Source organism: Cupriavidus sp. GW822-FHT06G04 (genome assembly GCF_058799075.1).
In genome coordinates this window covers 242238-268949 of sequence record NZ_JBXALD010000011.1, presented here as the reverse complement: position 1 = coordinate 268949, position 26712 = coordinate 242238, and the positions used below count along the sequence as shown (strand labels likewise).

Genomic DNA, 26712 nt, shown 5'->3' with positions numbered 1-26712 from the left:
AGGAGCCCGGTGCGCGAATCGCGCACGCCGGGATCTGTGCGGGGGGTGCCCAGTAATGGGCATTCCTACCGCGACATAGCGCGGTGCGGGCATCAGGCCGCCATCAACCCGGCGGGGCGATCTGGTCCAGCCACTTCCAGCCAGCAAACCGATCGCCCGTATGTCGGAGGTGGGTGTAGCGCTGAAGGCTCGACCAACTGCGGTGGCCGGTGACCGCCGCGACGTGGGGGATGGTCAGTCCCATCTCAAATAGCCGGCTTGCGCCTTCGTGTCGTAGGTCGTGGAAACGCAGATCCTTGATTGTCAGGAACTGGCACGCGCGCGTGAAGGCAGCGCTAATGGCGTCTGGGTTCGCTCGGAAGATTCGCCCAGTCTTGTGCGGCTGCGCCTGGATGATTCGCATCGCCTCGGGTGGCAGATCGCACCATTGATCGTTGCCAATCTTCTGGCCCGGGTGCTTCATGTCGCGCACCAATATCCTGCTATGGACGACGTCCAGATCTTCGTAGGTGAGGAGGGTGATCTCCTCCTGCCGGCGCGTCGAAAAGATGGCAAATGCCGTGATGGCCTGCATGTCGTTGCTGTCAACGCGCTTTGCCCGGATTTCCCCGAAGTGCTTCATCAGCTTGTCGAGTTCCTCGAGGGTGGGCCGGCGATCCCGGCGCTTCGACTTGCCGACGGCGCCCAGCTTGCCCAGCACCTTGCGGGCGTCCGCCATCGCTTGCTCGTCAAGAGGGTATCCCCATGCGGGCCGCGCGATCGAGAACACCGAACTCAGGTGCGCCATATAGTTGCCCGCGGTCTGGGGCTGGACTTTGAGGCTACGCGCGAACGCGACGATGTCGGCGCTGCCGATCTGGGAACACCGCTTTTGCCCCAAATCCGAATCCGAAATGGCGCGTAGCACCTGTGCCTTGGTTTTGCCTATCGCTTTCGTTGACTCTTCCGTCACCTTCTTGATGACCTGGGCCAACGTCGGGTCTTCTTGCTTTGCCACATCCAGCGCGCCAGGCTGCGCCAGCTCCCGTTCGCGCTTTTCCAGCCAAGACGCCGCAGCCGGCCGGCGGTCGAAAGTCTTGGCTTCGGTGAACACCACGGCTCCGCCTTGCTTCAGGCGAATCTGCGCCGTGTACCCTATACTTCCGTCCTTTCGCACGCGTTGAGTGATCGTCCCCATATCCCCAGTGCTACACGCATTTTGATGGTGCTACATCGTAGCACTCAGGGGCAAAAAAGGGACGAAATATGCAGAATCAGCAGGAAATGGAACAGACCCGTAGCACCCCGCAATCCGAGTCCACAAGCGGCATGCAAGGAAATATCAGGCCCCGCCGGATTTCCGTGGCCCCCATGATGGACTGGACCGATCGCCATTGCCGCACCTTTCATCGCGCGCTAAGCCGCCACACGTGGCTTTACACGGAGATGGTAACGACCGGCGCGCTGTTGCATGGCGATGTGGCACGGCATCTGGATTTCAACGCCGCCGAGCATCCTGTCGCGCTGCAACTTGGGGGCAGCGAGCCGGCCGACCTTGCAAAGGCTGCCAAGTTGGGGGAGCAGTGGGGTTATAAGGAAATCAACCTGAACTGCGGATGTCCCTCGGAGAGGGTGCAACGCGGCGCGTTTGGCGCGTGTCTGATGGCGGAGCCGCAATTGGTGGCGGATTGCGTCAAGGCTATGCGGGATGTTGTTGATGTGCCGGTGACAGTGAAACATCGAATCGGCATCGACACGATTGAACATTATGGTTTCGTGCGCGATTTTGTGGGAACGGTAGCCGAGGCGGGTTCCGAAACATTTATCGTTCACGCCCGGAATGCGATTCTCAAAGGGCTGAGCCCGAAAGAAAATCGGGAGATACCGCCGCTGCGTTACGAAGTGGCCTACCAATTGAAACGCGAGTTCGCGCAGCTCGAAATACTGATCAATGGCGGCGTCGTGTCCCACGTCGAAATCGCCGAACATCTCCAACATGTGGACGGCGTGATGATTGGCCGGCAGGCTTATCACGATCCGTATTTTCTTGCGGAAATGGACCAGCGCTACTATGGCGCCACCACGCCCATTCCCACGCGCGGCGACGCGGAACTTACGATGCAGGCGTATATCGGTGAGATTGTGGAGAATGGGGGCTTTATGGGGGCCGCAACGCGCCATATGCTGGGCCTCCATCGCGGCGTTTTTGGTGGAAGAGGGTGGCGCAGGGTGCTTTCCGATTCGCGCCGAATGAATGCGGCACGCATTCGTACGGATGTCGACGCGTTGTTCGGAGAGGCGCGATCACATCTGCGTCCTGACATGCTGGAGGCGGCCTAGTGTGACGACGCTGAGGCGGGCGCGTCGAAGAAAGGCTCTAATTTCGAACGGTCATTCTGTGCATGGCGCGCGAAATGTATCGCATACCGGTGTCTGACCACGGTTCTGGCCGGAAACCCGCGCCGGCAAAGGGATTCCCCTAATTCGCCAGCGCTGCCTCATGTTCTTACACTGTGCCTGCCCTCGAATACAGGGCTTTCTTCAACTGATTATTGAGCCCGCCGTGTGCGGGCTTTTTTTTGCGTCTCGAAGATGCAACATCCACCGTGGGTTTGCACGGATGGCGACCGAGAAATGGCTGGACTACATTGAAAAGGCCTTCAGGGCATTGAGATCGCTAATTTAAGAGTCCGCTACGGCGGGCTCTTTTTTTTGTCGAGCAAGCGCTTCGATTGGTAAGTGACGAAAGAGTTCCGCCAAAAAAAGCAGGCGATACTCGTGAGAGTCGTCGCCTGTCGGGAATGTCGAGGGGGGTCAATGTCCCTCGCGAAAGAGTATCTAACAGCACCAAAAGAGGCAGAACCCTGCATTGGTAGGGCACGGGGCGGCATTTTTGGTGCAGCCCCCGTCGATACCGGCCATTGCCGCCTCACCTTACGGGCATCGGTGGGCGATTGAGGCTCTGCGTCGCGACCATACTAGGATGCCGGTCAATGTCGCGTCAGCCGACATAGGGGGGTGAATCGCACAGGCAAACTGTGCGGTTCCAGTGGGGGAGTAAATGCGGCAGGGCTTGCCAGTTGCGAAGCGCGGAACGCTCGGAAGCGAGTGGATCAGCGCGAAGGGTCGGCAGCGAGTCCTGGAGGTATCAAATGGAAACGGACGAGCCATTCGGTGAGGTGTTTGAAGACTACCGGGTGATCTGGGTAGCGGAGCAACTTCAGGACGGGAAATGGACCGCGCGTTATTGCTGGCATCCGGGAACCTCCATGGAATCTGGCAAGGCGTTGCAGCGCGACGTGCTGAACGGCAAATCGAAGCGTTTGCTCGGGCTGTTCCCGACCGAGGCCGACACGATCGCGGCGATCAAGGAAGCCATACTGCTGGAGGCGAAGTGGGTGGGAAGCCGGTGACGGGTCTCACATCTTTTTAAATTTTTTTGTGCGGGATACTAGCCATCCGCTCCAGATCCTTGTATAGTCTTGTTCTTCGCTGATCGACGTATCTGTCAGCGAAAAATCTCTACGGTGGCTGTAGCTCAGTTGGTAGAGTCCAGGATTGTGATTCCTGTCGTCGTGGGTTCGAGTCCCATCAGCCACCCCAAAAATTTCCTTGCAAAACAGCCGCTTACACAAGCGGCTGTTTTGCTTTCTGGATATCCATACGGCGGTGGGCCCCGGTCGCTTCCACTTTAGCCTGCTCACTCATCCCGCTTGTTGCAACTCTCGTAGCTTGGTTGGGACCTCGTCTCATCGATGATGTCCCAGCGCTTGGCGCCGGGCTGTTTGGCGCGCTTGCCGGTTCACATTGCCTTTTCCATTTGTCTCCCGGTAGTGCTGCAGCAGGCGGCCGCTCTGCCTGCGCCTAGCCACCGGTGAAGGGTTTGTCGTTCGCCCCGGCTGGGGCTCATCCGAGTTAAAAATATATATATCGGAATATCTTGTATTTTATAATTCGTGCTTTTAATAAGGAAAAAATAAATATCTGTAAATCATAAAAACATTATTTTAGATTTTATTCAGTTTCTGTTGTTTGCGCGACGCATCGGCTGTTCTCGCTTGTGGGATAGCGGCGTAAGGTTTTGACGCACGAGGATGTCGGCCTCGCGTCGCAAGCGACGGCCTGTTCGGAGAACGCGATCACGGCTGGTAAGGAGCAAGCAACAGTGATGGATGTGACGGATGAACTGAAATCATGGGGCGACGGGCTGCCAAGGTCCGTGACTGGACAGCAGCCCTATCACCTGAAGGTGCTCGGAGCGAATAGTGCCGCCGGCCTCTCCGTGGTGTCATTCGAAGCCACGGAGCGCCTGGGTGAGCCCTACAGCGTCAAGATCCGATTGACCCATCCGATGGATCTGGACCGGATGGAGTACGTGCGCCGCGATGCCACGTTCTCGATCGACCCCGGCGACGGCTCCGAGCCTCGGCAATTCTCCGGCTGCATCTTCCGCTTTTCAAAAACCCGTCAGACCCGCGACTTCTGCGCCTATGAAATGGAGTTGCGCCCGAAGGTCGCCTTGCTGACGGCGGCCGTATGTCTTGCTCTCTCACTGCAGGGATGCAACCGCCACCGACCCCTTACCTCCCAGGAACAAGCCATTGTGAAAGACTTGACTGCACACCTGACGCCACGCTGCGTGGGTCGCTATCTGATCGACATGCCGGCCGACGTCCATATCTTCCAGTCCATCAAGGTCGAGGGGGTACACATCAGCACCGAGCCCATGACGATCGATGCACACCGTCGGGCGATTCAAAATCGTAGCGATGAGCTGACGACTGCAAAGAGCTATTTCGGCTATCGGTTTCTGTATGCCGACCAGGAAGTCAAAGGGATTCCGGATTCTCGGTACTTCGTATCTTTGGGAAGTATTTACGAAGATCCGGACAGCATACGCATCATCGAAGCCTACAGATGGAACAGTGGGCATCAAATCAAAATGCAGGTCGCAGCGTCTTCGGCAAAGGATTCGCTGTACTTCAAGGATCAACCCTCTATCAGAGACGATCCTGACATGACCAATGTCTCCGAGCGTCTTAGCCAAGTCATCTCACTGCTATCGAGGGCCAGAGGGCGCTCCGATGATGAGATTCCAGGCGAGCCGGGAGTGTGTTTCCAAGGTGGATTCTTGCAGGGCAAGGCGCGTGATCGAGAGAATACCAGCACTATGTTTGTGTTGAACGGCCATGACGATGTCAGCTTCAACATCGATACGGATTCGGATATCCAAACTGAGGATTCACTATTGCAGCGAGGCGCACAGATCAGGACGGCGCTGAGTCGAAGCAGCGGGCGTACGCTACGGAATGGTTCCGTAGCCCTGAAGGACTTGCCAGCCGAAGAATGGTTGATGGCGGGGAAAACGGTGCTACGCATCCAGGGGTTCCATTTTTCCCTTGAAGCCAATAGCGTGATCGGCAGTCCGCTATCCCCGTTGATATCTCTGGATTTGGATGTGGGCGCGCCCAACAAACTGTTAAATCTGCATGAGCTGGATCGCGTTTCCCTAACCGAAGGCGAGTCCATCGCCCTCTGGGACAAGGTGACGCGCACTCTCCGGCCACGGCCCAACGCGTTCTGAGGGAGCCATCTCCAGTGTGCTCCCGCCGGGTATCGACTATCCATGACCCGGCGCGCTAATAGTCTCTATCCCACCTTCACCCCGCGCCGATTCGATCGGCGCGGGCCTTCACGTCTTCGACCTCGGGGCCTCAGACAGCAAGTGGTTTCGCCGGCAGATCGTCGAGTTCAAGCATGCGGCAGATTGCCGCCATATTGCCGACCATCGTGCGGCGCTGGGCGCCCTGGTAGACGCGGACGCCCTTGATCTGGCGGAACGGCACCGGTTTGACTGGGCGACGGGAAGCGACGGTGTTCGATTGCAGCATGGCAGCACCTCGTAATTTGCGACAGCAAGAGTCCGCGCCCGTCGTCCTGAGAGGACGGGGCGGCATGGGCAAAGCAAAGCGGGTGACCAGGGCAGAAGGTTGTACTGCCTGGTCCAGACTGGGAGCCTGGGTGTCTCGCTAAGGCTAGAATCCTGACGACCGGATCAGGCCAACAGCGATGCCTTCCAGTGAAAATTCGTCTCGTCCGGACTCCAGCACGATGTTTGCGAAGTCCGGGTTCTCGGCGATCAGTTCGATCGATTCGCCGCGTTTCTTCAGGCGTTTGACGGTGACATCCTCGCCGATGCGCGCCACCACGATCTTTCCGTTCGGTGCTTCGTTGGCTTTCTTTACGGCCAGCAGGTCGCCGTCTAGGATGCCTGCATCGCGCATGCTCAGGCCGCGCACGCGTAACAGATAATCGGGGCGCTCGTCGAACACCGAGGCATCCACCTGGTATTGGCGATCGATATGTTCGGCCGCCAGGATGGGGCTGCCTGCCGCGACGCGGCCAACCAGCGGCAGCGTCAATTGCAGCACGCCTGCCATCGGCAAGGAAAATTGGTCCGGCCGCTCGGAATCGCTGCGCGAAACCTTTAGCCGGATGCCCCGCGATGCACCGGGCGTTAACTCGATAACACCCTTGCGCGCAAGCGCTCGCAGGTGCTCCTCAGCCGAATTGGGAGAGGAGAAGCCGAATTCGGCGGCGATTTCAGCGCGCGTCGGCGGGAAGCCTGTACGCTGAATTGCATCGCGGATCAGATCGAAAATCTGCTGCTGCCGGGGTGTCAGGGTCGCCATGGTTCGCCGGTCTCGTGCCGAAGCACTGTATGTTTAAACAGTATGCTGTGATTTTATACAGTATCGAGTGAAGTGCAAGCACAATTTGCAGCGGGCTTGCAAAGCCGTGGGTGGCCGTTGCTGCGCGCGGGTTTGCCGCGGTTGGGGCGCGCGGGCGTGACGGATACAATCGCCGAGCTCCAACTTACTGATCAGACATGTCAGCTTCCTTGCCTCGAATCGTCATCCTCGCCACGGGCGGCACGATTGCCGGCTCGTCCGGAAACCCCGCCAGCAGCGCGCGCTACCAGGCGGCGACCGTGCCGGTATCGCAGCTCGTAGACGCTGTGCCCGCGCTCGCTGCCGTCGCGCGGATCGAGACCGAGCAAGTGGCGCAGATCGATAGCAAGGACCTGCGGTTCGACTTGTGGGAGCGCCTGGCTGCACGGTTGGCGTACTGGTCCACCAGCGAGGATGTCGACGGAATAGTGATCACGCACGGGACCGATACACTTGAAGAAACGGCGATGTTCCTGCACCTGACGCAGACGTGTCCGATTCCCATTGTCATGACGGCGGCCATGCGGCCGTCCACGTCGCTGTCGGCGGATGGGCCCTTGAACTTGCTCGATGCGGTGCGCGTGGCTGGCAGTACCGGGGCGCGAGGGAAGGGCGTGTTGGTGGTATTGAACCAGCAGATTCATGCGGCGCGCGATGTCGCCAAGATGCACACATCGGCGGTCGATGCGTTCGCCTCGCCGGCGGGCGGTCCGCTGGGATTCGTCCAGGACGCCTATATTCGATTCCATCGCGCACCAGCCGAGGGCCGGGTGCCGGTGCAGCGTCTGCCCGTACCGACTGACTGGCCGGAGGTGGAAATTGTGTCGAGCTATGCGCAACCCGGGCGCATTGCGATCGATGCACTGGTTGCCGCGGGTGTGCAGGGGCTTGTCGTCGCGGCGGCCGGCAATGGGTCGATCCACGAAACGCTGGCGGCGGCGCTGGCCGATGCGGCTGGCCAGGGCGTGGCGGTGGTGCGCAGCTCCCGCACCTGTGCCGGACACGTTGCTATTCCCGAGACGGTCCGCCCGGAAGTGGGCATGTTTGTATCAGCCACAGACCTGAATCCCTATAAGGCGCGCGTGTTGCTCCTGCTGCTGTTGGCGGCTGATCTGCATTTGGCGCGCGACCCGCAGCGGCTGCAGGCGCTGTTTGCCGCACACTGAAGCCAATCCGGTACGTATCCTTGCGGGTCATCCGGTTTTCGGGCTATACTCGCCGGCTATCCAACCTTGCCGCACCGGACTTGACGCCCGGGTGGCTCATCCATAAGGAGCGTCAATGCGTCATTACGAAATCGTATTTATCGTCCATCCGGACCAGAGCGAACAAGTTCCGGCGATGATCGAGCGCTACAAGCAGCTGGTCACGTCGCAAAACGGTCAGGTTCATCGCGTGGAAGACTGGGGCCGCCGTCAGATGGCCTACATGATCCAGAAGCTGGCCAAGGCTCACTACGTTTGCCTGAACATCGAATGCGGCAAGGACACGCTGGCTGAACTCGAACACGCGTTCAAGTTCAACGACGCCGTGCTGCGTCACCTGATCGTCCAGACCAAGAAGGCCGAAACCGCTCCTTCGCCGATGATGAAGGAAGTTCAGCGCGAAGAAGCCCGCAAGGCAGCGCAAACGACCACGGAAGGTCAGGCCGCCTAAGTGCGGACTGCTGTGTCGCGGTGAACCAGCTACGGCTGACCGCCACGCTCGCGGAGCGGGACACGCTGCGCTATACCCCTGCCGGAGTGCCCGTCGTCAACTGCTTTCTGCAGTACGCGGGCGAGGCAGTCGAGGCGGAAACGCCCCGGCAGGTGGAATTTGCGATCGTGGCCATGGGCATAGGCGCCATGGCTCAGCGGCTCGAGCGGTTCCCGCTTGGCGCGCTGCTCGACTGCGAGGGATTTCTGGCTCGCAAGCACCGCAACAGCAAGACACTGATCTTTCACATCACTCGATGTAAAGCATTCGAAAAGGATTGAATCATGGCATTCGTCAAACGTGACAACAAGAACAAGAAGCGCTTCCAGCAACAGAACCCGCTGTTCAAGCGTAAGCGTTTCTGCCGCTTCACGGTGGCTGGCGTCGAACAGATCGACTACAAGGATCTGGACACGCTGAAGGACTTCATCGGCGACAACGGCAAGATCACGCCGGCCCGTCTGACCGGTACCAAGGCGCACTATCAGCGTCAGCTGGATACGGCCATCAAGCGCGCCCGCTTCCTGGCGCTGATGCCGTACACCGACCTGCACAAGAACTGATAGCCCAGGACCGCAAGGAGAAATATACGATGCAAGTCATTCTGCTGGAAAAAGTCATCAACCTGGGCAACCTGGGCGATATCGTTCGCGTGAAGGACGGTTACGCACGTAACTTCCTGATCCCGACCAAGCGCGCTCGCCGTGCTACGCAAACCGCCATCGCCGAATTCGAAGTGAAGCGCGCTGAGCTGGAAAAGGCCGCCGCCGAGAAGCTGGCCGCTGCGCAAACCGAAGGCGAAAAGCTGAACGGCCTGACCGTCCAGATCACCCAGAAGTCGGGTGTGGACGGCCGTCTGTTCGGTTCGGTGACCAACGCCGACATCGCCGAAGCCCTGGATGGCCAAGGCTTCAAGGTCGAGAAGTCGCAAGTGCGCCTGCCGAACGGTCCGCTGAAGATGGTTGGCGATTACACCGTTGGCGTTTCGCTGCACACCGACGTGCTGGTCGACGTGACCGTGTCCGTTCTGGGCGAGCACGTCTAAGTTGTATTTTGCTTGCGATGTGCCGGCAAAGCGCTGGCACGTCCCATGCGCCGAAAGGCAGGAGCCATGCTCCTGCCTTTTTTGTTTGCGCGGCCTCTGGCGCCGCTATAATTGCCCCCCATGAACGCGCCCGCCGCAGACCCCCAACTAGATAGTCTCAAAGTCCCTCCTCACTCGATCGAGGCCGAGCAGTCGGTGCTCGGCGGGCTGTTGCTGGACAACGCCGCATGGGACAGGATTGCCGATTTCCTTTCCGAAGCGGATTTCTACCGTTTTGACCATCGCCTGATTTTCCAGAGCATTGCGCGCCTGATTTCGGCGACCAAGCCTGCGGACGTGATCACCGTCTATGAAATGCTTCAGGTAGCGGGCAAAGCCGAGGAGGTCGGCGGGCTTGCCTACCTGAATTCGCTGGCGCAAAACACGCCAAGCGCGGCGAATATCCGCCGTTACGCGGAGATCGTGCGCGAGCGGTCCGTGTTGCGAAAACTCGTCACGGTTGCCGACGACATTGCCTCGGCCGCCTTCGCGCCCAAGGGTCGCGAAGTGCGCGAACTGCTTGACGAAGCCGAATCGAAGGTTTTTGCCATCGCGGAAGAAGGATCGCGCGGCCAGAAGGGCTTCCAGGAGATTCAGCCGCTGCTGACGCAGGTGGTGGAGCGCATCGACGAGCTTTACCATCGCGACACATCCACGGATGTGACCGGTGTGCCAACCGGTTTCATCGACCTCGACCGGATGACCAGCGGCATGCAGGCCGGCGACCTGATCATTGTGGCCGGTCGCCCGTCGATGGGTAAGACCGCGTTTTCGCTGAACATCGGCGAGCATGTGGCGGTCGAGCAAGGCTTGCCGGTGGCCGTGTTCTCCATGGAAATGGCGGGCGTTCAGCTGGCCATGCGTATGCTTGGTTCGGTGGGCCGGCTCGATCAGCATCGGCTGCGTACTGGCCGCTTACTCGACGAGGACTGGCCGCGCCTGACGCATTCGATCCAGCGCATGAACGATGCGCAGCTATTCATCGACGAGACGCCCGCCCTGAACCCGATGGAGCTGCGTGCGCGCTCGCGCCGGCTGGCGCGCCAGTGCGGGCAGTTGGGCCTGATCATCATCGATTACCTGCAGCTGATGTCCGGTTCCGGTGGCGGCGAGAACCGCGCCACGGAGATTTCGGAAATCTCCCGGTCATTAAAGGGGTTGGCCAAGGAACTCAATTGTCCGGTTATCGCGCTGTCCCAGTTGAACCGGAGCCTCGAACAACGCCCCAACAAGCGGCCCGTGATGTCGGATTTGCGCGAATCGGGCGCTATCGAACAGGATGCCGACGTGATCCTGTTTATTTACCGCGACGAAGTCTACAACCCCGATTCGCAGGACAAGGGCACGGCCGAGATCATCATCGGCAAGCAGCGTAACGGCCCGATCGGCACGGTCCGTCTCACTTTCCTCGGTCAGTTCACGAAGTTCGACAACTTCAGCGGCGGTCCTGCGTTCTTCGACAACGACACCTGATATCCACGGGTTACACCGCTGGACGGTGCAACCCTGTAAAATATTGCGCTTTGATGACAGCCGCCCACGAGGCGGCTGTCGTGCAATTGCTCTGCCTCCCATTTGCAACACAACCGAGCGCTGCCGTGAGGCGCGCCACAAGGACATTTCATGTTCGGTCGATTCATGCCCACTGAGGGCAAGTTCTTCGAATACTTCAACCAGCACGCCGACTGCGCAGTGACCGCCGCTCACGAGCTCGAGGCGTTGGTCAACGATCTGCCCAACGCCGAGGCACACGCCCGCCGCGTGCAGGCAACGGAAAAGAAGGCAGACCGTGTCACGCACGATACGATCGATCTGCTCCACAAGACGTTCATCACGCCGCTCGATCGAGACGAGATCCACAAGCTCATCACCACCATGGATGACATTCTCGATCTGATGGAGGATGTTGCCGAGACGATCTCGCTGTACGACGTGACGCACCTCACCGACGAGGCGCGTCGCCTGGCCACCATCTGCGTGCAATGCTGCGATCAGGTCAAGATCGCGGTTGGACTGCTTGAAGACATGGGCAACGCCAGCACGATCCTGAAGACTGCGCAGCAAATCGACCAGCTTGAATCCGAAGCGGACCGCGTGATGCGCTCGGCCATGTCGAAGCTGTTCCGCGAGGAAACCGATGTCAAGCGCCTGATCAAGCTGAAGGCGATCTACGAGCAGCTCGAGTCCATTACCGACAAGTGCGAAGACGTAGCAAACATCATCGAAGGCATCGTCCTGGAAAACGCCTGAGGCTCACACTGCATGCATACAGTACAAATGAGCTTATGGGTGATCGGCCTGCTGGTCGTGCTCGCGTTGCTGTTCGATTTCATGAACGGTTTCCACGACGCCGCCAACTCGATCGCCACGGTGGTCTCCACCGGCGTCCTGAAACCGCATCATGCGGTCGCCATGGCGGCGATGTGCAATGTGGTGGCGATCTTTATCTTTCATCTGAAAGTTGCGGCCACGGTCGGCACCGGGACCATTGACGTCAATATCGTCGATCACTATGTGATCTTCGGCGCGTTGGTCGGGGCGATAGCCTGGAACGTCATTACGTGGTTCTACGGCATTCCGTCGTCGTCGTCGCACGCGCTGATCGGCGGTCTGGTGGGCGCCGCGGTGGCCAAGGCGGGCACCGGCGCGCTGGTGGGCCATGGCCTGCTGAAGACCGTTGCCTTTATCCTGATCTCCCCGCTGCTGGGCTTCATCCTCGGCTCGATCATGATGGTGATCGTGGGCTGGACGTTCTTTCGCACGCCGCCGTCGCGTGTGGACCGCTGGTTCCGTCGTCTGCAGCTGGTGTCGGCGTCGCTTTACAGCCTTGGGCATGGCGGCAACGATGCGCAGAAGACCATCGGCATCATCTGGATGCTGCTGATCGCGAGCGGCCATGTTGCGGTGGGCGGCGAGGCGCCGCCGATGTGGGTGATCGTTTCCTGCTATGTGGCAATCGGCATGGGCACGCTGTTCGGCGGCTGGCGGATCGTGCGCACAATGGGGCAGAAGATCACCAAGCTCAAGCCGGTAGGCGGCTTTTGCGCGGAGACCGGCGGAGCGATGACATTGTTCATCGCATCGGCATTGGGTGTTCCGGTGTCTACCACCCACACAATTACCGGCGCGATTGTCGGCGTCGGCTCGGCGCAAAAAATGTCCGCGGTGCGCTGGGGCGTGGCGGGGAACATCGTCTGGGCCTGGGTGCTGACGATTCCCGCGTCTGCATTCATGTCCGCCATTGCCTGGTGGATCGGCAAGCAAATCCTATAAATGCCAGTTCGCGATGTCAAAAAGCCAGGCGATTTTGCCTGGCTTTTTTATTGATTAGCGAACGCCGCGATGGGATCGTCGTCGGCCGGCGCTGCGGCGGTTGATGCCGGCGGAGCGAGAGGCGTCGCGGGCGCGATTGGCAGCGGTGCCGGGGACGTCGAAGGCGCAGGTGTCATGGGCAGGTTGCTGGCCGACACCACACGTCGTGCGCCGTTGTAGCGCGATGCCCAGTATGACTTGCTCATGTCTTCCAGGCGAACGGTGCCGCCCGTAGCTGGCGCATGGACAAACCGGTTCTGGCCAACATAGATGCCGACATGCGAATTGGAGCGGCCGGTGGTGTTGAAAAACACCAGATCGCCGGAAGCCACGTCGCTGCGCTCAAGGGATGTGCCGCGCTGGCCCATCTGCTCGGTCGTACGCGGCAGGTTGACGTTGGCGGCCCGCTGCACCACGTAGCGCACCAGGCCGCTGCAATCGAAGCCGGAATCGGGCGTGTTGCCGCCGTATCGGTAGGGCGTACCTACCAGGGACATCGCCTGGATCGAGATTTCCTCGAGTCCGGCGCTGGGATCCACCATCGGTTTGCCGGGCGCGCGCGGCGATGACGCCGAGTGGCGGGCAGGCGGGCCGCCGGCGCAAGCGGCGAGCAGAAGCGCCGCGGCGCACAGGGCCGCCAGCGCGATTCTTGGCACTGCATTCGGGTACGGATCGGGTGGTGAAAGCCGACGCTCTGGCATCCTTCTCATCAAAAGTTGCCGGGTCAGATTTCAGTCCGCAGAAATTCCAGCTGGCAAAAACTTCAGCTGGAGGAAAACGGGCTACCAGCGCGGGCTACCAGCGCAATTGCGCGTTGCGAGTGCCGGTGCTGATCTTGATGGACTTGGGCTGACCCTTGTAATTGGCCTCGATATTGTAGCTGCCTTCGGGCGCACGTATCAGGCAGCGGGGACCGGCCGCGCGGAAACTGGCAACAGTCTGGCCATCCATTGTTACTTTTACGTCAACATCGGCCAGGAATTCCCCGCTCGAGCCCTGCGTAAACAGAATGCCGAGGTTGAAATTCTTTTCCTGCTCGGCCAACTTCGCGCGCTCGTCTTCGGCAATGCCGCCGCACACATAGCTGATCGGCCCAGTGGTGCGAATCACCATTTCGTCGGCCGCCTTGGCCGGTTGCCATGCCGCGGCCAGCAGGGCGGTTGCCCCGATCAAAGCGCAAAGCACGATGCGTTTGCGCCGCGCGGTGCGCGCGCTGTGTGAAAACAACGTCCGGTTGTTCGACAAGTACCGGCTGAATGATTGCGGTCTATTCATCGACGCCTCCGTATCGACTCGAATCCCGCTCATCATAGCCGGGCTGGACGGCGCTGGCTGTCGGCGGAACGCCGACGCCGTGCGCCAGACCACACGATGCGATCCGGCCATCGACCGACCGCGAGGCGGCCAGTCGATGGCGTCGTCAGACTTACACCGCTATTGCCGTTGGTGCGATGGCTACAGCACGTCGGCGGCGTGATCGGCCAGGCGCGAGCGCTCGCCGCGCGCCAGCGTGACATGGCCGCTGTGGCTCCAGCCCTTGAAACGATCAACCACGTAGGTCAGCCCCGACGATCCTTCGGTGAGGTACGGTGTGTCGATCTGCGCGATGTTGCCCAGGCAGACGATCTTGGTACCGGGGCCGGCGCGCGTGACCAGCGTTTTCATCTGCTTCGGCGTCAGATTCTGGGCCTCGTCGATGATTACGAACTTGTTCACGAAGGTGCGGCCGCGCATGAAATTCATGCTCTTGACCTTGATGCGCGAGCGGATCAGTTCCTGCGTGGCCGCTCGGCCCCATTCTCCTGCGCTGTCATCGCTCTTCTGCAGCACTTCGAGGTTGTCGTCGAATGCGCCCATCCAGGGCTGCATTTTTTCTTCCTCGGTGCCGGGCAGGAAGCCGATGTCTTCGCCGACCGGCACGGTGGCGCGCGTGACGATGATCTCGTTGTACAGTTTCTGGTCCAGCACCTGTTCCAGGCCGGACGCCAGCGCCAGCAGCGTCTTGCCGGTCCCAGCCTGACCCAGCAACGTCACGAAATCGACATCCGGGCTCATCAGCAGGTTCAGCGCGAAGTTTTGCTCGCGATTGCGCGCCACTACGCTCCACACGTTGTTCTTGTTGTGGGTGTAGTCCTTCAGCGTCTGCAGCAGGGCAGTCTTGCCGTTGATTTCCTTGACTTGCGCATAGAGCGGCAGGCTGCCGTCCATCGGCTCCAGATAGACGAACTGGTTGACCAGGAACGACGGCACCAGCGGCCCGGTCAGGCGATAGAACATCGTGCCCGACTTCGGATCCTGCCAGCTTTCCACGCCCTTGCCATGCTTGGCCCAGAAATCGTTGGGCAGTTGCATCACGCCCGAGTAGAGCAGGTCCTTGTCTTCGAGGACCTGATCGTTAAAGTAGTCCTCGGCCGGCAGCCCCAGAGCGCGCGCCTTGATGCGCATGTTGATGTCTTTCGACACCAGCACCACCTGGCGTTCGGGGTATTGCTGCTGAAGCGCGCTGACCACACCCAGGATCTGATTGTCGGCCTTGCCCTGGGGCAGCCCTTCGGGCAGCTTGATGTCGTTCAGGCGGGTCTGAAAGAACAGCTTGCCTGCGGCGTCGCGGTTGCCAAGCGTGGCCAGCGGCAGTCCTTCGTCGAGCACGCCGTCGGTGCCGCCAACGAGCTGGTCGAGCGTGCGGCTGACCATGCGCGCGTTGCGCGCGACTTCGCTCATCCCTTTCTTGTGGTTGTCCAGTTCCTCGAGCGTCATCATCGGCAGATAGATGTCGTGCTCTTCGAAGCGGAACAGCGAGCTTGGATCGTGCATCAGCACGTTGGTGTCCAGTACGAACAGCTTGCTTGGGCCGGAGGCCTTGCGCGAGCGGCGCGTCGGGCCGGCGGACGGCTTGACCAGGCTGACCGAAGGCGATGCGGGCGCGGTGGTGGCCGGCGCGGGGGCGTCAGATGTCCGGGCGCGGGCCGGGCTGGCGGCGCGGCCTTGGGTAACCGGGGTCTCGGCTTCGCCGGTCTCGAGCAGCGCTGCACGCTCAAGCACCGGCACGGGTTTTTTACCCTGCGCGGCTTTGGCCTTGGGTAGTGTGACCGGGGCGAATTCGCTCGGGTCCAGCAGTTGGGCAGGCTTGGCGGGCATGGTAGGCAGCGGCATGCTTGGCTTTCCTTTCAGGGGACTAACGGGGGCGAAAAAGCTGGCGTACAAACCAACCAACGACAGAAAACCGGAAAACCGAAGGGGTCAGGCGTGAACAAACAAAAAAGCCGCCAGGCCTGTGGAACAGGTGTGGCGGCTTGCTTGCGGACCCGCGACGCGGCAGGTCCGCTACCAGCCCGGGGACTGAGGCTCCTGGGCCGGTACGAAACAGCAGCGTGGCAACTGGGATCGGAACGCATTGAGAGCCAATGTATCCGAACGTTTTCGGTTTGGCAATCGGTCAGATTCAGGTTGCTGCGACGCTGTTGTGGCTTCCTTGCGTCACCCGCGCGCGGCCGGGGCGATGCCTGCGCGCCGTCTTACATGCCCTTCACGATCTCCAGCACGTCGTCGACATGGTTGGGCACTTTGATGCCCCGCATTTCGTGGCGCAACACGCCCTTGGCGTCGATCACGAAGGTGCTGCGCTCAATCCCGCGCACTTCCTTGCCATACATCTTTTTCATCTTGATGACGTCGAAGATATTGCAGATCGCCTCGTCGACATCGGCGATCAGTTCGAAAGGCAATTCCAGTTTTGCCTTGAAGTTCTCATGCGACTTCAGGCTGTCGCGCGAAATGCCGTAGACCACGGCGCCGGCCTTTTCGAACGCGTCGTACTGATCGCGGAAATTCATCGCCTCCGTGGTGCATCCCGGTGTGTTGTCCTTCGGGTAGAAGTACAGCACCAGAGTCTTGCCGCGCTGTTCGGCAAGACGGAAATCCCCGCCGGTGGCGGGGGCGTGGAAGTCGGGGACGGCCTTGTTGAGACTGACGGTCATGCTGGGGGCTCTCCTTGGAAGGCGAAGCGTGATCGGTGGCGGCGGCTCGTTGCGTTCCGGACCTGCGCCATTGGCGGGTGCAGATTGGGGCAGTCGGCCGGACTTCAAGCGTGGCGCGCACTTAACCTGGGCGCAGGGCGTGACGATAACCCGGCGGTTGCGCCTCGCCAAGCGGCGCTCAGTCCTGCGCCGCGGGCTCCACCAGTAGCACCGCCGCGACCTTGCGGCCTTCGGCCATCAGGATATTGTAGGTACGGCACGCGGCCTGCAAGTCCATGGCGTCGACGCCGATGTGGCGCCGAGCCAGCGCCGCGGTCAGGCGCGGGTGCGGAAAGCGCAGCCGGGCGCCGGTGCCCAGCAGCACCACTTCCGGGTTTCTTTCCAGCAAGGCTTCGAAGTGGGCGGCGTCGAGGTCCTCGAAGCGGCTGGCTGGCCAGGGTTCGATGTCGCCTTCGGGCATCACGAGGACCGACTGGTTGTGGCGGACCGCGTTGATTTCGATGTATCCGGGACCATAGCCGGTCACGGTATTCAGGTTCAGGGGCTTATCGGCGTGGAGTTTCAAGACGGGGGCCTCATGCCGCGGGGATGGTCCGGTTGTCCGGCGTCGGGGGCCAGCAGGACGGGCGGCGGGTTGGTGGCAGGATCGTGCGCGCAAGCGCCCAAAAGGCTCGCTGCAATGCAAGAATCCATGCCGAAGTCTGTCATAATCCGATATCTTATAGCTTTTGCCCCCCGGTCTGCCACGCTCGCCGTTGCCTGGCGACACGCGCCGCCAGACACCCAGGACCATCCAGCAGAATTTCCAAGACCGCTGCCGCGGAGACCGGCAGCTTGCCCTGACCTTGCCAACATCGCCGTGAAACCCATCCAGAAATCGAACAAGCTCCAGAACGTTTGCTATGACATCCGCGGCCCGGTACTGGAAAAGGCCAAGCAGATGGAGGAGGAAGGGCACAAGATCATCAAGCTGAATATCGGCAACCTGGCCGTGTTCGGCTTCGACGCCCCGGAAGAAATCCAGCAGGACATGATGCGCAACCTGCCGAATTCGGCGGGCTATTCCGATTCCAAGGGCATCTTCGCCGCGCGCAAGGCGATCATGCACTACACCCAGGAAAAGAAGATCCAGGGCGTGGGGCTGGACGACATCTACGTGGGCAACGGCGCCTCCGAGCTGATCGTGATGTCGATGAATGCGCTGCTGAACGGCGGGGACGAAGTCCTGGTGCCGGCGCCCGATTATCCGCTGTGGACGGCCGCGGTGAGCTTGTCGGGCGGCACGCCGGTGCACTATGTCTGCGACGAGGCCAACGAGTGGATGCCGGACCTCGACGACATTCGCCGCAAGATCACGCCCAACACGCGCGCCATCGTCATCATCAATCCGAACAACCCCACCGGGGCGCTGTATTCGGACGACCTGCTCAAGGAGATCGTGGTCATCGCGCGCGAGCACGGCCTGATCATTTTCGCCGACGAGATCTACGACAAGGTCCTGTATGACGGTCACACCCATACGTCGATCGGATCGCTGTCCACCGATGTGCTGACGGTGACCTTCAACGGCCTGTCGAAGAACTACCGCTCGTGCGGCTATCGTGCAGGCTGGATGGTGGTCTCGGGCGACAAGCGGCCGGCGCAGGACTACATCGAAGGCCTGAACATGCTGTCGTCGATGCGGCTGTGCGCCAACGTGCCGGCGCAATGGGCGATCCAGACCGCGCTGGGCGGCTACCAGAGCATCAACGACCTGGTTGGCGAAGGCGGCCGGCTGCGCCGCCAGCGCGACCTGGCCCACGCGCTGATCACGCAGATCCCTGGCATCACCTGCGTCAAGCCAAAGGCCGCGCTGTACCTGTTCCCGAAACTCGACCTGTCGATGTATCCGATCCAGGACGATCAGGAATTCATCTACGAACTGCTGCAGGAATCGAAGGTGCTGCTGGTGCAGGGCACCGGCTTCAACTGGGGCGCGCCGGACCATTTCCGGATCGTGTTCCTGCCGCACGAAGAAGACCTGCGCGAGGCGGTCAGCCGCGTCGCGCGCTTCCTCGAAAGCTATCGCAAACGTCACGGCACGCGCTAAAGCCGGCCGAACGCCCCCATTTCCGTATCAAGCAAACCAGAGTCAGACGTCCATGAATCCCATCAAAGTCGGCCTTCTCGGCATCGGTACCGTCGGTAGCGGCACGTTCAACGTGCTCAAGCGCAATCAGGAAGAAATCCGTCGCCGCGCAGGCCGCGGCATCGAGATTGCGGTGGTGGCCGACCTGAACACCGAACGCGCCCGCGAACTGACCGGTGGCACGGTGGACGTGGTCAGCGATGCCAACGAAGTCGTCACGCGCCCGGATATCGATATCGTCGTCGAACTGATCGGCGGCTACGGCATCGCCCGCGAACTGGTGCTCAAGGCCATCGAAAACGGCAAGCATGTGGTCACCGCCAACAAGGCGCTGCTGGCCGTGCATGGCAACGAGATCTTCGAAGCGGCGCGCAGGAAGGGCGTGATCGTGGCGTTCGAGGCCGCGGTCGCTGGCGGCATCCCCATCATCAAGGCACTGCGCGAAGGCCTGACCGCCAATCGCATCCAGTGGATCGCCGGCATCATCAACGGCACCACCAATTTCATCCTGTCCGAAATGCGCGACAAGGGGCTCGATTTCGACGTCGTGCTCAAGGAAGCCCAGCAGCTTGGCTATGCCGAAGCCGATCCGACCTTCGATATCGAAGGGATCGACGCCGCGCACAAGGTGACGCTGATGAGCGCGATCGCGTTCGGCATGCCGGTGCAGTTCGACCGCGCTCACGTCGAAGGCATCACGCGACTGTCCGCCGTCGACATCAAGTACGCCGAGGAACTGGGCTACCGCATCAAGTTGCTGGGCATCACGCGCCGGCGCGAAGAAGGCGTGGAACTGCGCGTGCATCCCACGCTGGTGCCGGCGTCGCGCCTGATCGCCAATGTCGAAGGCGCGATGAACGCGGTGCTGGTGCAGGGCGACGCAGTGGGTGCGACGCTGTACTACGGCAAGGGCGCGGGTGCCGAGCCGACCGCGTCGGCCGTGATCGCCGATCTGGTCGATGTGACCCGCCTGCACACCGCCGATCCGAACCATCGCGTGCCACATCTGGCGTTCCAGCCCGACGAACTGTCGAGCGTGCCCGTGCTGCCGATCGACGAGGTCACCAGTTCGTATTACCTGCGCATGCGCGTGTCCGACGAAACCGGCGTGCTGGCAGAGATCACGCGCATCCTGGCCGAAGCGGGCATCAGCATCGATGCGATGCTGCAGAAGGAATCGCGCGAAGGCGAGCCGCAGACCGACATCATCATCCTTACGCACCTCACGCGCGAAAAGCACGTCAATGCCGCGATCCGCAGCATCGAGGGCCTGTCCACGGTGCTGTCCGCCGTCACGCGCCTGCGCATGGAAGAACTGAATTAAGACGCCCATGAACTACCAGTCGACGCGCGGCCACGATGTGCCGCAATCGTTTTCCGAAATCCTGCTCGGCGGCCTGGCGCCCGATGGCGGTCTTTACCTGCCCAAGCAATATCCGCAAGTCACGGCTGATGAACTCGAAGCCTGGCGCAAGCTGCCGTATGCCGATCTGGCCTTCGAAGTGCTGTCGCGCTTCTGCGACGACATCCCGGCCGACGACCTGCGCGCGCTGACGCGCAAGACGTACACCGCCGAGGTGTATTGCAATGCGCGCGCCGGCGACAACACCGCCGATATCACGCCGCTGCGCACGCTGGGCGAGGAAGGCGGCACGAAGCTGCAACTGCTGGGTCTGTCGAATGGTCCGACGCTGGCGTTCAAGGACATGGCGATGCAGTTGTTGGGCAACCTGTTCGAGTACGCGCTCAAGCGCGCCGGGCTCAAGCTCAATATCCTTGGTGCCACCTCGGGCGACACGGGCAGCGCCGCCGAATACGCGATGCGCGGCAAGGAAGGCATCCGCGTGTTCATGCTGAGCCCGCATCGCAAGATGAGCGCCTTCCAGACCGCGCAGATGTTCAGCCTGCAGGACCCGAACATCTTCAACATCGCGATCGAAGGCGTGTTCGACGATGCCCAGGACATCGTCAAGGCGGTGTCGAACGACCACGCGTTCAAGGCGCGGCAGCGCATCGGCACCGTCAACTCGATCAACTGGGCGCGCGTGGTGGCCCAGGTCGTGTACTACTTCAAGGGGTGGCTGCTGGCCACGGACGGCCCTGGCCAGAAGGTGTCGTTCTGCGTACCGTCGGGCAACTTCGGCAATGTCTGCGCCGGTCACATCGCGCGCATGATGGGCCTGCCGATCGACCGCCTCGTGGTGGCCACCAACGAGAACGATGTGCTCGACGAGTTCTTCCGCACCGGCACCTACCGCGTGCGGACGTCGGCGCAGACGTATCACACCTCGAGCCCGAGCATGGACATCTCGAAGGCATCCAACTTCGAGCGCTTTATCTTCGATCTGCTCGGTCAGGACGCCACCAAGCTGGCCGCGCTATTCCGCGATGTCGATGCCAAGGGCGGCTTCGATCTGGCCGGCAAGCCGGAATTCGATCGCATCCGCGAATTCGGCTTTGTCTCGGGGCGCAGCACGCATGACGACCGCGTGGCAACGATCCGCGACATCCACCAGCGTTACGGCGTGACGATCGACACCCACACCGCCGATGGCGTGAAGGTGGCGCGCGAACACCTGTCGGCTGGCGTGCCGATGGTGGTGCTGGAGACTGCGCTGCCGGCCAAGTTCGCCGACACGATCCGTGAAGCGCTGGGCCACGAGCCCGAGCGTCCCGCCGCATTCGACGGCATCGAGAAGCTGCCGCAGCGCTTCGAGGTCATGCCGGCGGACGCCGACAAGGTCAAGGCGTACATCGCGCAGCACACCGGACTGTAATAAGCGGTATTGCTGCTGCAGCCGACGTCTCCCGCGCCAACTCGCTACAATCGGGTTTGCCGGGCTCCGTTGCCACGGCCCCCAGCGTTTCGCGGGGGCCGTTTTGCTGTTGGGGCCAACCTGAATTCGAACATCCCATGACTCAGACCGCAGCGCGCCCCCCGATGCTGACGACGGCCCAGGCCCTGGAAGCCCTGTTGGCCGGCGCCACACCGATCACCGAGACCGAAACCGTCGATACGCTCGATGCCAACGGGCGCGTGCTGGCCGCCCCGGTGCGCAGTGCGCTGCGCGTGCCGCCGGCCGACAATACCGCGATGGACGGATACGCGATGCGTGCGGCTGATGTGCCGGCCGCGGGCGCGCGGTTGCCGGTGTCGCAGCGCATTCCCGCCGGCCACGTCGGCACCGAACTCGCGCCCGGTACCGCTGCGCGCATTTTTACCGGCGGTCTGATTCCGCCCGGCGCAGACGCCGTGGTCATGCAGGAACAATGCGAGGCCGATGGCGATGCCGTGGTGATCAATCACGTCCCGGCGTCGGGCGAGTGGATACGCCGCGCGGGCGAAGACATCGAAATCGACAGCGAGATTCTTTGCGCCGGCACGCGGTTGTCGCCGCAGGCGCTGGGGCTGGCCGCGTCCGTCGGGCAGGCCTCGCTCGACGTGGTGCGCCGCGTGCGTGTCGCGGTGTTCTTTACCGGCGACGAACTGGCGATGCCGGGCGAGCCGCTTAAGCCGGGCGCCATCTACAACTCGAACCGTTTCACATTGCGCGGCCTGCTGCAAAACCTGGGCTGCGAAGTGACCGATTTCGGCATCGTTCCCGATACGCTGGCCGCCACGCGCGACACGTTGCGCCGCGCCGCCGCCGGCAACGATTTGATCATTACGTCGGGCGGCGTGTCGGTCGGCGAGGAAGACCACATCCGGCCGGCAGTTACCGCGGAAGGACGCCTCGATCTTTGGCAGATTGCCATGAAGCCTGGCAAGCCGCTGGCATTCGGGCAGGTTGCGAACGGGTCTGGCAAGCCGACGTTCTTTATCGGTCTGCCGGGCAATCCGGTGTCCAGCTTTGTGACGTTCCTGCTGTTCGTGCGACCGTTCCTGTTGCGTCTGCAGGGCGTGGCCGACGTGACGCCGCGTCGTATCGCCGTGCGCGCCGATTTCGACCTGCCGCGCGGCGATCGCCGCAATGAATTCCTGCGCGCGCGCTTCAACGACGCGGGCGGACTCGATCTGTTCCCGAATCAGAGCTCGGGTGTGCTGACGTCGACGGTATGGGGCGACGGCCTGATCGACAATCCGCCCAACCAGCCGATCCGGCGCGGCGACACAGTGCAATTCATTCCCTTCGCCAGTTTGCTGGCCTGAACATGCAACTAGAACTTCGATATTTCGCGAGCGTGCGCGAGCAGGTCGGGCAGGGCGCCGAGCGTGCCGAAGTACCTGCCGACGTGCTTACCGTTGGCGACCTGCGCGCGTGGCTGCGGGCGCGCGGCGGCGTCTGGGCCGAAGCCCTTGCCGAGGGCCGCGCACTGCGCATGGCGGTGGACCACGCCGTGGCCCGCGCCGAGACACCGCTGGCCGACGGCTGCGAAGTGGCGTTTTTTCCGCCGGTAACCGGAGGCTGACATGACGGTGCGCGTGCAGCTTGCCGATTTCGATCTGGGCGCCGAAGTGGCCGCACTGCGCGCCGATAACCGCGGCGTGGGGGCGGTGGCCAGCTTTATCGGCACCGTGCGGGACGTCAGCGACGGCGCGCGCGTCAGCACGATGGAACTCGAACACTATCCCGGCATGACAGAGAAGGCGCTCGAAAAAATCGAGGCCGCGGCGCGCGCGCGCTGGCCGCTGCTGGGCGTGACGATCGTGCATCGGGTCGGATTGCTTGCGCCGCTCGACCAGATCGTGCTGGTGGCCGTCGCGTCCGCCCATCGTGGCAGCGCTTTTGCCGCGTGCGAGTTCATCATGGACTACCTGAAATCCGAGGCGCCGTTCTGGAAGAAGGAGGTCACACCCGATGGCGCCGCAAAGTGGGTCGACGCGCGCGTGTCCGACGATGCCGCGCTACGCCGCTGGGGTATCGAATCGTTCAACGCAGGGTCTTCCGAATCTGGCCAGGAACAATAACAAATGAGTCCGATGGGCTTTCTGGCGGTAGGCGTCGGCGCTGCCGTTGGCGCATGGTTGCGCTGGTTCTTCTCGGTACTGTGGAACGCGGCCAATCCGGCGCTGCCGTACGGCACGCTGGCTTCCAACCTGGTTGGCGGCTACCTGATCGGGCTGGCGGTGGCGTTTTTCCAGACGCATCCGTCGCTGCCGCCGGAATGGCGCCTGCTGGCCGTCACCGGATTTCTCGGCGGGCTAACCACCTTTTCCACGTTTTCGAGCGAAGTGGTCGCTAATCTGTTAGCTGGCGACTACCGCTGGGCGCTGGCGCACCTGATCATGCATCTCGGCGGCTCGCTGGTGCTGACGGCGCTGGGCCTCTACACCTATCGCGCGCTGTCCTAAAGCCGTCCGCGGCCGCCTTGGCCGCAGGGCACTGGGCCCGCTCCGGCGCGCGATCCGCGCTGCGCGACCTAGGTAACAATCCCGATACGCTGGCGCTCCTCCGGCGGCGGGAGACCGTCTACTATTGCTACGGAGTGCCCCGCGCGCCGCTCGACGCGCTTTCGCACGCTTTCCCGAAGTTCCCGCTTCCCCAGTTGCGCCAGTCGTTTGCCGGCCACCTCCCGCCAGCCCGGAGCGCCCTGGATACTCCAGGCGCCCCTTGCCATCCGTCCGGCAGTTGCAGTCCCTGTGTTACCCGCTTCGGTTCATAACAAGGAGACATCCCCATGCAGCCCCGTCATGTCCGCGCCTTCGTCAGCCGTTTATCCCCCACCCGACATCCCACTGCCGTTGCAGCGGCGGTCGCAATCCTGATCGTCGCCGGATGCGGCGGCGGCGGGTCCACCACGATTGTTAGTCCCGGCACCGGCGACACCAGCACGCCCGTCGCCGTGCCGGCCTTCGTAAAGGGCGCGGTCGGCGTGAAACACTACGATGGGGTGTCCGACGATCTTGCCACCGGCGGGCTGGGCAAGGATGGCCTGGCGGGCGTGGCGCCGGCATTCGCCGATCCCAATGCGCCGACGGCAGCCGAACTGCGCCGAAACGCGATCTACGCAAACTATCGCGCCATCGTCGACGTCTCCGCTGCGGGCGGCTACGGCACGCTCTACGGGCCCAATGTCGATGCACAAGGCAACGTGACGGCGGGGCAGGGCAAGGTGCCGGGGACGGAATACATCGCCTTTGCCGATGACGGCACTGGCCAGCAAAACGTGACGGTCCTGGCGCAGATCCCCGATTCGTTCGACCCAAAGAATCCCTGCATCATATCGGCCACATCGTCAGGATCGCGCGGCGTCTATGGCGGCATTGCGGTAGGCGAATGGGGCCTGAAGCGCGGCTGCGCCGTGGCCTATACGGACAAGGGCACCGGCGCCGCGCCGCACGATCTCGATTCCGACACAGTGCCATTGATCGACGGCACGCGCACTACGCGGCAGGCCGCCGGCAAGCTGGCCGCATTTGCGGCGCCCGCCGGGGCGACGTCGCTGGCCGATTTCGGCGCGGCATTTCCGCACCGGCTGGCATTCAAGCATGCCCACTCGAAACAGAATCCCGAGGCGAACTGGGGCTTGAACACGTTGCAGGCCATCGAATTCACACTCTTCGCGATCAACGACAAGTTCGGCGCGAAAAACGCCAGTGGCGTGGCGACCACCACATTCACGCGCGACAACGTGCTGGTGATCGCCTCTGCGATTTCCAACGGCGGCGGCGCGGCCATCGCCGCGGCCGAGCAGGACACCAACGGACTGATCGACGGCGTGGCGGTTGGCGAGCCCAACGTGGAAATGCCGCCGGGCGCGAATATCGTGGTGCGCCGGGGCGGCGCGACCGTGGCTGCGTCGGGCAAGCATCTCTACGACTACACGACCATCGCCAACCTGTACCAGCTGTGCGCCAGCCAGGTGCCGGCGCTCTCCAACGCACCGAAAATCGGCGCTTCGCTGCCGAGCCAGACGATCGACCGCTGCGCTTCGCTGGTGACCGCCAACAAGGTCGCCGGCGGCACTACGGCGGCGCAGGCAGGCGCAGCGCTGGCGCAGTTGCACGCCGCCGGTTGGGAGGTCGAGTCGGACGAGTTGCATACCTCGCTGTCGTTGCTGGAAGTAGCCAGTTCGATCTCCGTGACCTATGCCAACGCCTATGCGCGCGCCAGCGTCACCGATCGGCTATGCCATTACAGCTTTGCGTCGCCGGCGGCCACCACGCTGGTGCCCACCGCCATTCCGGCGATCTCGCTGGCTGGCTTGTTCTCCACCGGCAACGGCATTCCGCCCACCACTGGCGTCACGCTGATGAACGACGACTCGCCGGGCGGCGCGATGCGCGATTTCTTGTCGAAGTCGCCGTCCAACAGTGTGGCGGACGCCAATCTCGATGGGGCGCTGTGCCTGCGCAACCTCTTCGATACCGGCAATTCGGCGTTGATGACCGGAATTGGCCAGACCTACCGCAATGGCAACCTGCGCGGCAAGCCAACCGTGATCGTCCACGGCCGCAGCGACGGGCTGCTGCCGGTCAACCACACGTCGCGACCCTACCTCGGGCTGAATCGTCGGGTTGAAGGGCCAACGACCAAGCTGTCCTATATCGAGGTGACCAACGGCCAGCATTTCGATGGGTTTATCGACGCGGTACCGGGCTATGCCAAGCGGTATATCCCGATGCACGTCTACCTGAACCGCGCTTTGGACGCGGTCTATACCAACCTGAAGACCGGCACGGCGTTGCCGCCGTCCCAGGTGGTGCGGACCACGCCGCGGGGCGGCAACGATACCGATGTCGTCGGACCGCAAATTCTGCCGTCCAACGTGCCGCCGATCTCGCTCACGCCCGCAGCCGGGGACGTGATTCTGGTGACGGATACTTCGGTGGACGTGCCGAACTGACTTGGTGTCTCGAAGTGC

Annotated in this window: 27 protein-coding genes and 1 tRNA gene; 20 read left to right on the top strand and 8 right to left on the bottom strand. The window is 62.1% G+C overall.

What is annotated here, in order from left to right:
• Positions 1-103: 103 nt before the first annotated feature.
• Positions 104-1177 (bottom strand): tyrosine-type recombinase/integrase, encoded by a 1074-nt coding sequence (locus AC1RKI_RS23705; protein ID WP_492797221.1) that lies wholly within the window; start codon positions 1175-1177, stop codon positions 104-106.
• Positions 1178-1308: 131 nt separating this feature from the next.
• On the opposite strand from AC1RKI_RS23705, the gene dusA reads away from it, so the two are divergent.
• The 4 genes from dusA (at position 1309) to AC1RKI_RS23685 (ending at position 5563) form a co-directional block, all read left to right on the top strand.
• Entirely contained in the window at positions 1309-2319 is a 1011-nt protein-coding gene (gene dusA, locus AC1RKI_RS23700) for a tRNA dihydrouridine(20/20a) synthase DusA (RefSeq protein ID WP_492797421.1), read from the top strand.
• An 812-nt stretch (positions 2320-3131) separates the two neighbouring features.
• Positions 3132-3392: a hypothetical protein gene (locus tag AC1RKI_RS23695; RefSeq protein ID WP_061959865.1), complete on the top strand. Its 261-nt coding sequence runs from the start codon at positions 3132-3134 to the stop codon at positions 3390-3392.
• A 114-nt stretch (positions 3393-3506) separates the two neighbouring features.
• Positions 3507-3582 (top strand) — tRNA-His (locus AC1RKI_RS23690).
• A 478-nt stretch (positions 3583-4060) separates the two neighbouring features.
• On the top strand, positions 4061-5563 hold the full coding sequence (locus AC1RKI_RS23685; protein ID WP_492857638.1) for a T6SS immunity protein Tli4 family protein: 1503 nt from the start codon (positions 4061-4063) through the stop codon (positions 5561-5563).
• Positions 5564-5693: 130 nt separating this feature from the next.
• Here AC1RKI_RS23685 and AC1RKI_RS23680 read toward each other — a convergent pair whose 3' ends face one another.
• Together AC1RKI_RS23680 and lexA are read right to left on the bottom strand one after the other, a co-directional pair.
• Positions 5694-5870, bottom strand: coding sequence for a hypothetical protein (locus AC1RKI_RS23680; RefSeq protein WP_167585519.1), 177 nt, complete (start codon positions 5868-5870; stop codon positions 5694-5696).
• A 144-nt stretch (positions 5871-6014) separates the two neighbouring features.
• Positions 6015-6671 carry a transcriptional repressor LexA gene (gene lexA, locus AC1RKI_RS23675; protein WP_061958217.1) on the bottom strand — a complete coding sequence of 219 codons (657 nt, stop codon included), beginning with the start codon at positions 6669-6671 and terminating at the stop codon, positions 6015-6017.
• Between the two features lie 197 nt (positions 6672-6868).
• Between lexA and AC1RKI_RS23670 the strand changes: the two genes are divergently transcribed.
• From AC1RKI_RS23670 to AC1RKI_RS23635, 8 genes are all read left to right on the top strand, one after another.
• Positions 6869-7876 carry an asparaginase gene (locus AC1RKI_RS23670; protein ID WP_492797226.1) on the top strand — a complete coding sequence of 336 codons (1008 nt, stop codon included), beginning with the start codon at positions 6869-6871 and terminating at the stop codon, positions 7874-7876.
• Positions 7877-7991: 115 nt separating this feature from the next.
• Positions 7992-8366: a 30S ribosomal protein S6 gene (gene rpsF, locus AC1RKI_RS23665; RefSeq protein ID WP_061958219.1), complete on the top strand. Its 375-nt coding sequence runs from the start codon at positions 7992-7994 to the stop codon at positions 8364-8366.
• 20 nt (positions 8367-8386) lie between these two features.
• Positions 8387-8686 carry a primosomal replication protein N gene (gene priB, locus AC1RKI_RS23660; RefSeq protein WP_061958220.1) on the top strand — a complete coding sequence of 100 codons (300 nt, stop codon included), beginning with the start codon at positions 8387-8389 and terminating at the stop codon, positions 8684-8686.
• A 3-nt stretch (positions 8687-8689) separates the two neighbouring features.
• Positions 8690-8968, top strand: a complete 279-nt coding sequence (gene rpsR, locus AC1RKI_RS23655) for a 30S ribosomal protein S18 (protein ID WP_006163606.1) — start codon at positions 8690-8692, stop codon at positions 8966-8968.
• Positions 8969-8997: 29 nt separating this feature from the next.
• Complete coding sequence (gene rplI / locus AC1RKI_RS23650) at positions 8998-9450, top strand: 50S ribosomal protein L9 (protein ID WP_061958221.1); 453 nt, start codon at positions 8998-9000, stop codon at positions 9448-9450.
• A gap of 120 nt (positions 9451-9570) precedes the next feature.
• On the top strand, positions 9571-10962 hold the full coding sequence (locus tag AC1RKI_RS23645) for a replicative DNA helicase (RefSeq protein WP_061958222.1): 1392 nt from the start codon (positions 9571-9573) through the stop codon (positions 10960-10962).
• Between the two features lie 150 nt (positions 10963-11112).
• Entirely contained in the window at positions 11113-11739 is a 627-nt protein-coding gene (locus tag AC1RKI_RS23640; RefSeq protein WP_061958223.1) for a DUF47 domain-containing protein, read from the top strand.
• Positions 11740-11751: 12 nt separating this feature from the next.
• A complete protein-coding gene (locus AC1RKI_RS23635) occupies positions 11752-12762 on the top strand; it encodes an inorganic phosphate transporter (protein ID WP_061958224.1) in 1011 nt (336 codons plus the stop codon).
• Between the two features lie 47 nt (positions 12763-12809).
• Here AC1RKI_RS23635 and AC1RKI_RS23630 read toward each other — a convergent pair whose 3' ends face one another.
• The 5 genes from AC1RKI_RS23630 to AC1RKI_RS23610 all read right to left on the bottom strand — a co-directional run bounded on the left by AC1RKI_RS23630 (position 12810) and on the right by AC1RKI_RS23610 (position 17343).
• Positions 12810-13502 carry a C40 family peptidase gene (locus tag AC1RKI_RS23630; RefSeq protein WP_492797231.1) on the bottom strand — a complete coding sequence of 231 codons (693 nt, stop codon included), beginning with the start codon at positions 13500-13502 and terminating at the stop codon, positions 12810-12812.
• Between the two features lie 94 nt (positions 13503-13596).
• Positions 13597-14076, bottom strand: coding sequence for a hypothetical protein (locus AC1RKI_RS23625; protein WP_099047609.1), 480 nt, complete (start codon positions 14074-14076; stop codon positions 13597-13599).
• 180 nt (positions 14077-14256) lie between these two features.
• Positions 14257-15954: a PhoH family protein gene (locus tag AC1RKI_RS23620; protein WP_492797233.1), complete on the bottom strand. Its 1698-nt coding sequence runs from the start codon at positions 15952-15954 to the stop codon at positions 14257-14259.
• Positions 15955-16316: 362 nt separating this feature from the next.
• Entirely contained in the window at positions 16317-16778 is a 462-nt protein-coding gene (locus AC1RKI_RS23615; RefSeq protein ID WP_227459336.1) for a peroxiredoxin, read from the bottom strand.
• Between the two features lie 178 nt (positions 16779-16956).
• Complete coding sequence (locus tag AC1RKI_RS23610; RefSeq protein ID WP_061958228.1) at positions 16957-17343, bottom strand: Mth938-like domain-containing protein; 387 nt, start codon at positions 17341-17343, stop codon at positions 16957-16959.
• Positions 17344-17637: 294 nt separating this feature from the next.
• Here AC1RKI_RS23610 and AC1RKI_RS23605 point away from each other — a divergent pair, with 294 nt between their 5' ends.
• The 8 genes from AC1RKI_RS23605 (at position 17638) to AC1RKI_RS23570 (ending at position 26694) form a co-directional block, all read left to right on the top strand.
• A complete protein-coding gene (locus AC1RKI_RS23605) occupies positions 17638-18867 on the top strand; it encodes a pyridoxal phosphate-dependent aminotransferase (protein ID WP_061958229.1) in 1230 nt (409 codons plus the stop codon).
• A 52-nt stretch (positions 18868-18919) separates the two neighbouring features.
• A complete protein-coding gene (locus AC1RKI_RS23600; RefSeq protein ID WP_150979262.1) occupies positions 18920-20230 on the top strand; it encodes a homoserine dehydrogenase in 1311 nt (436 codons plus the stop codon).
• 7 nt (positions 20231-20237) lie between these two features.
• Positions 20238-21683, top strand: coding sequence for a threonine synthase (gene thrC, locus AC1RKI_RS23595; RefSeq protein ID WP_061958231.1), 1446 nt, complete (start codon positions 20238-20240; stop codon positions 21681-21683).
• 137 nt (positions 21684-21820) lie between these two features.
• Complete coding sequence (locus AC1RKI_RS23590; RefSeq protein ID WP_244785350.1) at positions 21821-23056, top strand: molybdopterin molybdotransferase MoeA; 1236 nt, start codon at positions 21821-21823, stop codon at positions 23054-23056.
• Between the two features lie 2 nt (positions 23057-23058).
• On the top strand, positions 23059-23316 hold the full coding sequence (gene moaD, locus AC1RKI_RS23585; protein WP_244785348.1) for a molybdopterin converting factor subunit 1: 258 nt from the start codon (positions 23059-23061) through the stop codon (positions 23314-23316).
• A gap of 1 nt (position 23317) precedes the next feature.
• A complete protein-coding gene (locus tag AC1RKI_RS23580; protein ID WP_061958234.1) occupies positions 23318-23815 on the top strand; it encodes a molybdenum cofactor biosynthesis protein MoaE in 498 nt (165 codons plus the stop codon).
• Positions 23816-23818: 3 nt separating this feature from the next.
• Positions 23819-24199, top strand: a complete 381-nt coding sequence (gene crcB / locus AC1RKI_RS23575) for a fluoride efflux transporter CrcB (protein ID WP_061958235.1) — start codon at positions 23819-23821, stop codon at positions 24197-24199.
• Between the two features lie 326 nt (positions 24200-24525).
• On the top strand, positions 24526-26694 hold the full coding sequence (locus AC1RKI_RS23570) for a 3-hydroxybutyrate oligomer hydrolase family protein (RefSeq protein ID WP_492797238.1): 2169 nt from the start codon (positions 24526-24528) through the stop codon (positions 26692-26694).
• Positions 26695-26712 lie beyond the last annotated feature (18 nt).

What these genes read in the sequence shown, in the direction of transcription:
- rpsR (WP_006163606.1), top strand. Translation starts at nt 8,690, where the DNA reads ATGGCATTCGTCAAACGTGACAACAAGAACAAGAAGCGCTTCCAGCAA.
- rplI (WP_061958221.1), top strand. Translation starts at nt 8,998, where the DNA reads ATGCAAGTCATTCTGCTGGAAAAAGTCATCAACCTGGGCAACCTGGGC.
- AC1RKI_RS23625 (WP_099047609.1), bottom strand. Translation starts at nt 14,076, where the DNA reads ATGAATAGACCGCAATCATTCAGCCGGTACTTGTCGAACAACCGGACG.
- AC1RKI_RS23615 (WP_227459336.1), bottom strand. Translation starts at nt 16,778, where the DNA reads ATGACCGTCAGTCTCAACAAGGCCGTCCCCGACTTCCACGCCCCCGCC.
- AC1RKI_RS23645 (WP_061958222.1), top strand. Translation starts at nt 9,571, where the DNA reads ATGAACGCGCCCGCCGCAGACCCCCAACTAGATAGTCTCAAAGTCCCT.
- AC1RKI_RS23640 (WP_061958223.1), top strand. Translation starts at nt 11,113, where the DNA reads ATGTTCGGTCGATTCATGCCCACTGAGGGCAAGTTCTTCGAATACTTC.
- AC1RKI_RS23635 (WP_061958224.1), top strand. Translation starts at nt 11,752, where the DNA reads ATGCATACAGTACAAATGAGCTTATGGGTGATCGGCCTGCTGGTCGTG.
- AC1RKI_RS23620 (WP_492797233.1), bottom strand. Translation starts at nt 15,954, where the DNA reads ATGCCGCTGCCTACCATGCCCGCCAAGCCTGCCCAACTGCTGGACCCG.
- dusA (WP_492797421.1), top strand. Translation starts at nt 1,309, where the DNA reads ATGCAAGGAAATATCAGGCCCCGCCGGATTTCCGTGGCCCCCATGATG.
- moaD (WP_244785348.1), top strand. Translation starts at nt 23,059, where the DNA reads ATGCAACTAGAACTTCGATATTTCGCGAGCGTGCGCGAGCAGGTCGGG.
- thrC (WP_061958231.1), top strand. Translation starts at nt 20,238, where the DNA reads ATGAACTACCAGTCGACGCGCGGCCACGATGTGCCGCAATCGTTTTCC.
- AC1RKI_RS23705 (WP_492797221.1), bottom strand. Translation starts at nt 1,177, where the DNA reads ATGGGGACGATCACTCAACGCGTGCGAAAGGACGGAAGTATAGGGTAC.
- AC1RKI_RS23630 (WP_492797231.1), bottom strand. Translation starts at nt 13,502, where the DNA reads ATGCCAGAGCGTCGGCTTTCACCACCCGATCCGTACCCGAATGCAGTG.
- AC1RKI_RS23580 (WP_061958234.1), top strand. Translation starts at nt 23,318, where the DNA reads ATGACGGTGCGCGTGCAGCTTGCCGATTTCGATCTGGGCGCCGAAGTG.
- AC1RKI_RS23680 (WP_167585519.1), bottom strand. Translation starts at nt 5,870, where the DNA reads ATGCTGCAATCGAACACCGTCGCTTCCCGTCGCCCAGTCAAACCGGTG.
- AC1RKI_RS23695 (WP_061959865.1), top strand. Translation starts at nt 3,132, where the DNA reads ATGGAAACGGACGAGCCATTCGGTGAGGTGTTTGAAGACTACCGGGTG.
- AC1RKI_RS23600 (WP_150979262.1), top strand. Translation starts at nt 18,920, where the DNA reads ATGAATCCCATCAAAGTCGGCCTTCTCGGCATCGGTACCGTCGGTAGC.
- rpsF (WP_061958219.1), top strand. Translation starts at nt 7,992, where the DNA reads ATGCGTCATTACGAAATCGTATTTATCGTCCATCCGGACCAGAGCGAA.
- lexA (WP_061958217.1), bottom strand. Translation starts at nt 6,671, where the DNA reads ATGGCGACCCTGACACCCCGGCAGCAGCAGATTTTCGATCTGATCCGC.
- crcB (WP_061958235.1), top strand. Translation starts at nt 23,819, where the DNA reads ATGAGTCCGATGGGCTTTCTGGCGGTAGGCGTCGGCGCTGCCGTTGGC.
- AC1RKI_RS23590 (WP_244785350.1), top strand. Translation starts at nt 21,821, where the DNA reads ATGACTCAGACCGCAGCGCGCCCCCCGATGCTGACGACGGCCCAGGCC.
- AC1RKI_RS23670 (WP_492797226.1), top strand. Translation starts at nt 6,869, where the DNA reads ATGTCAGCTTCCTTGCCTCGAATCGTCATCCTCGCCACGGGCGGCACG.
- AC1RKI_RS23570 (WP_492797238.1), top strand. Translation starts at nt 24,526, where the DNA reads ATGCAGCCCCGTCATGTCCGCGCCTTCGTCAGCCGTTTATCCCCCACC.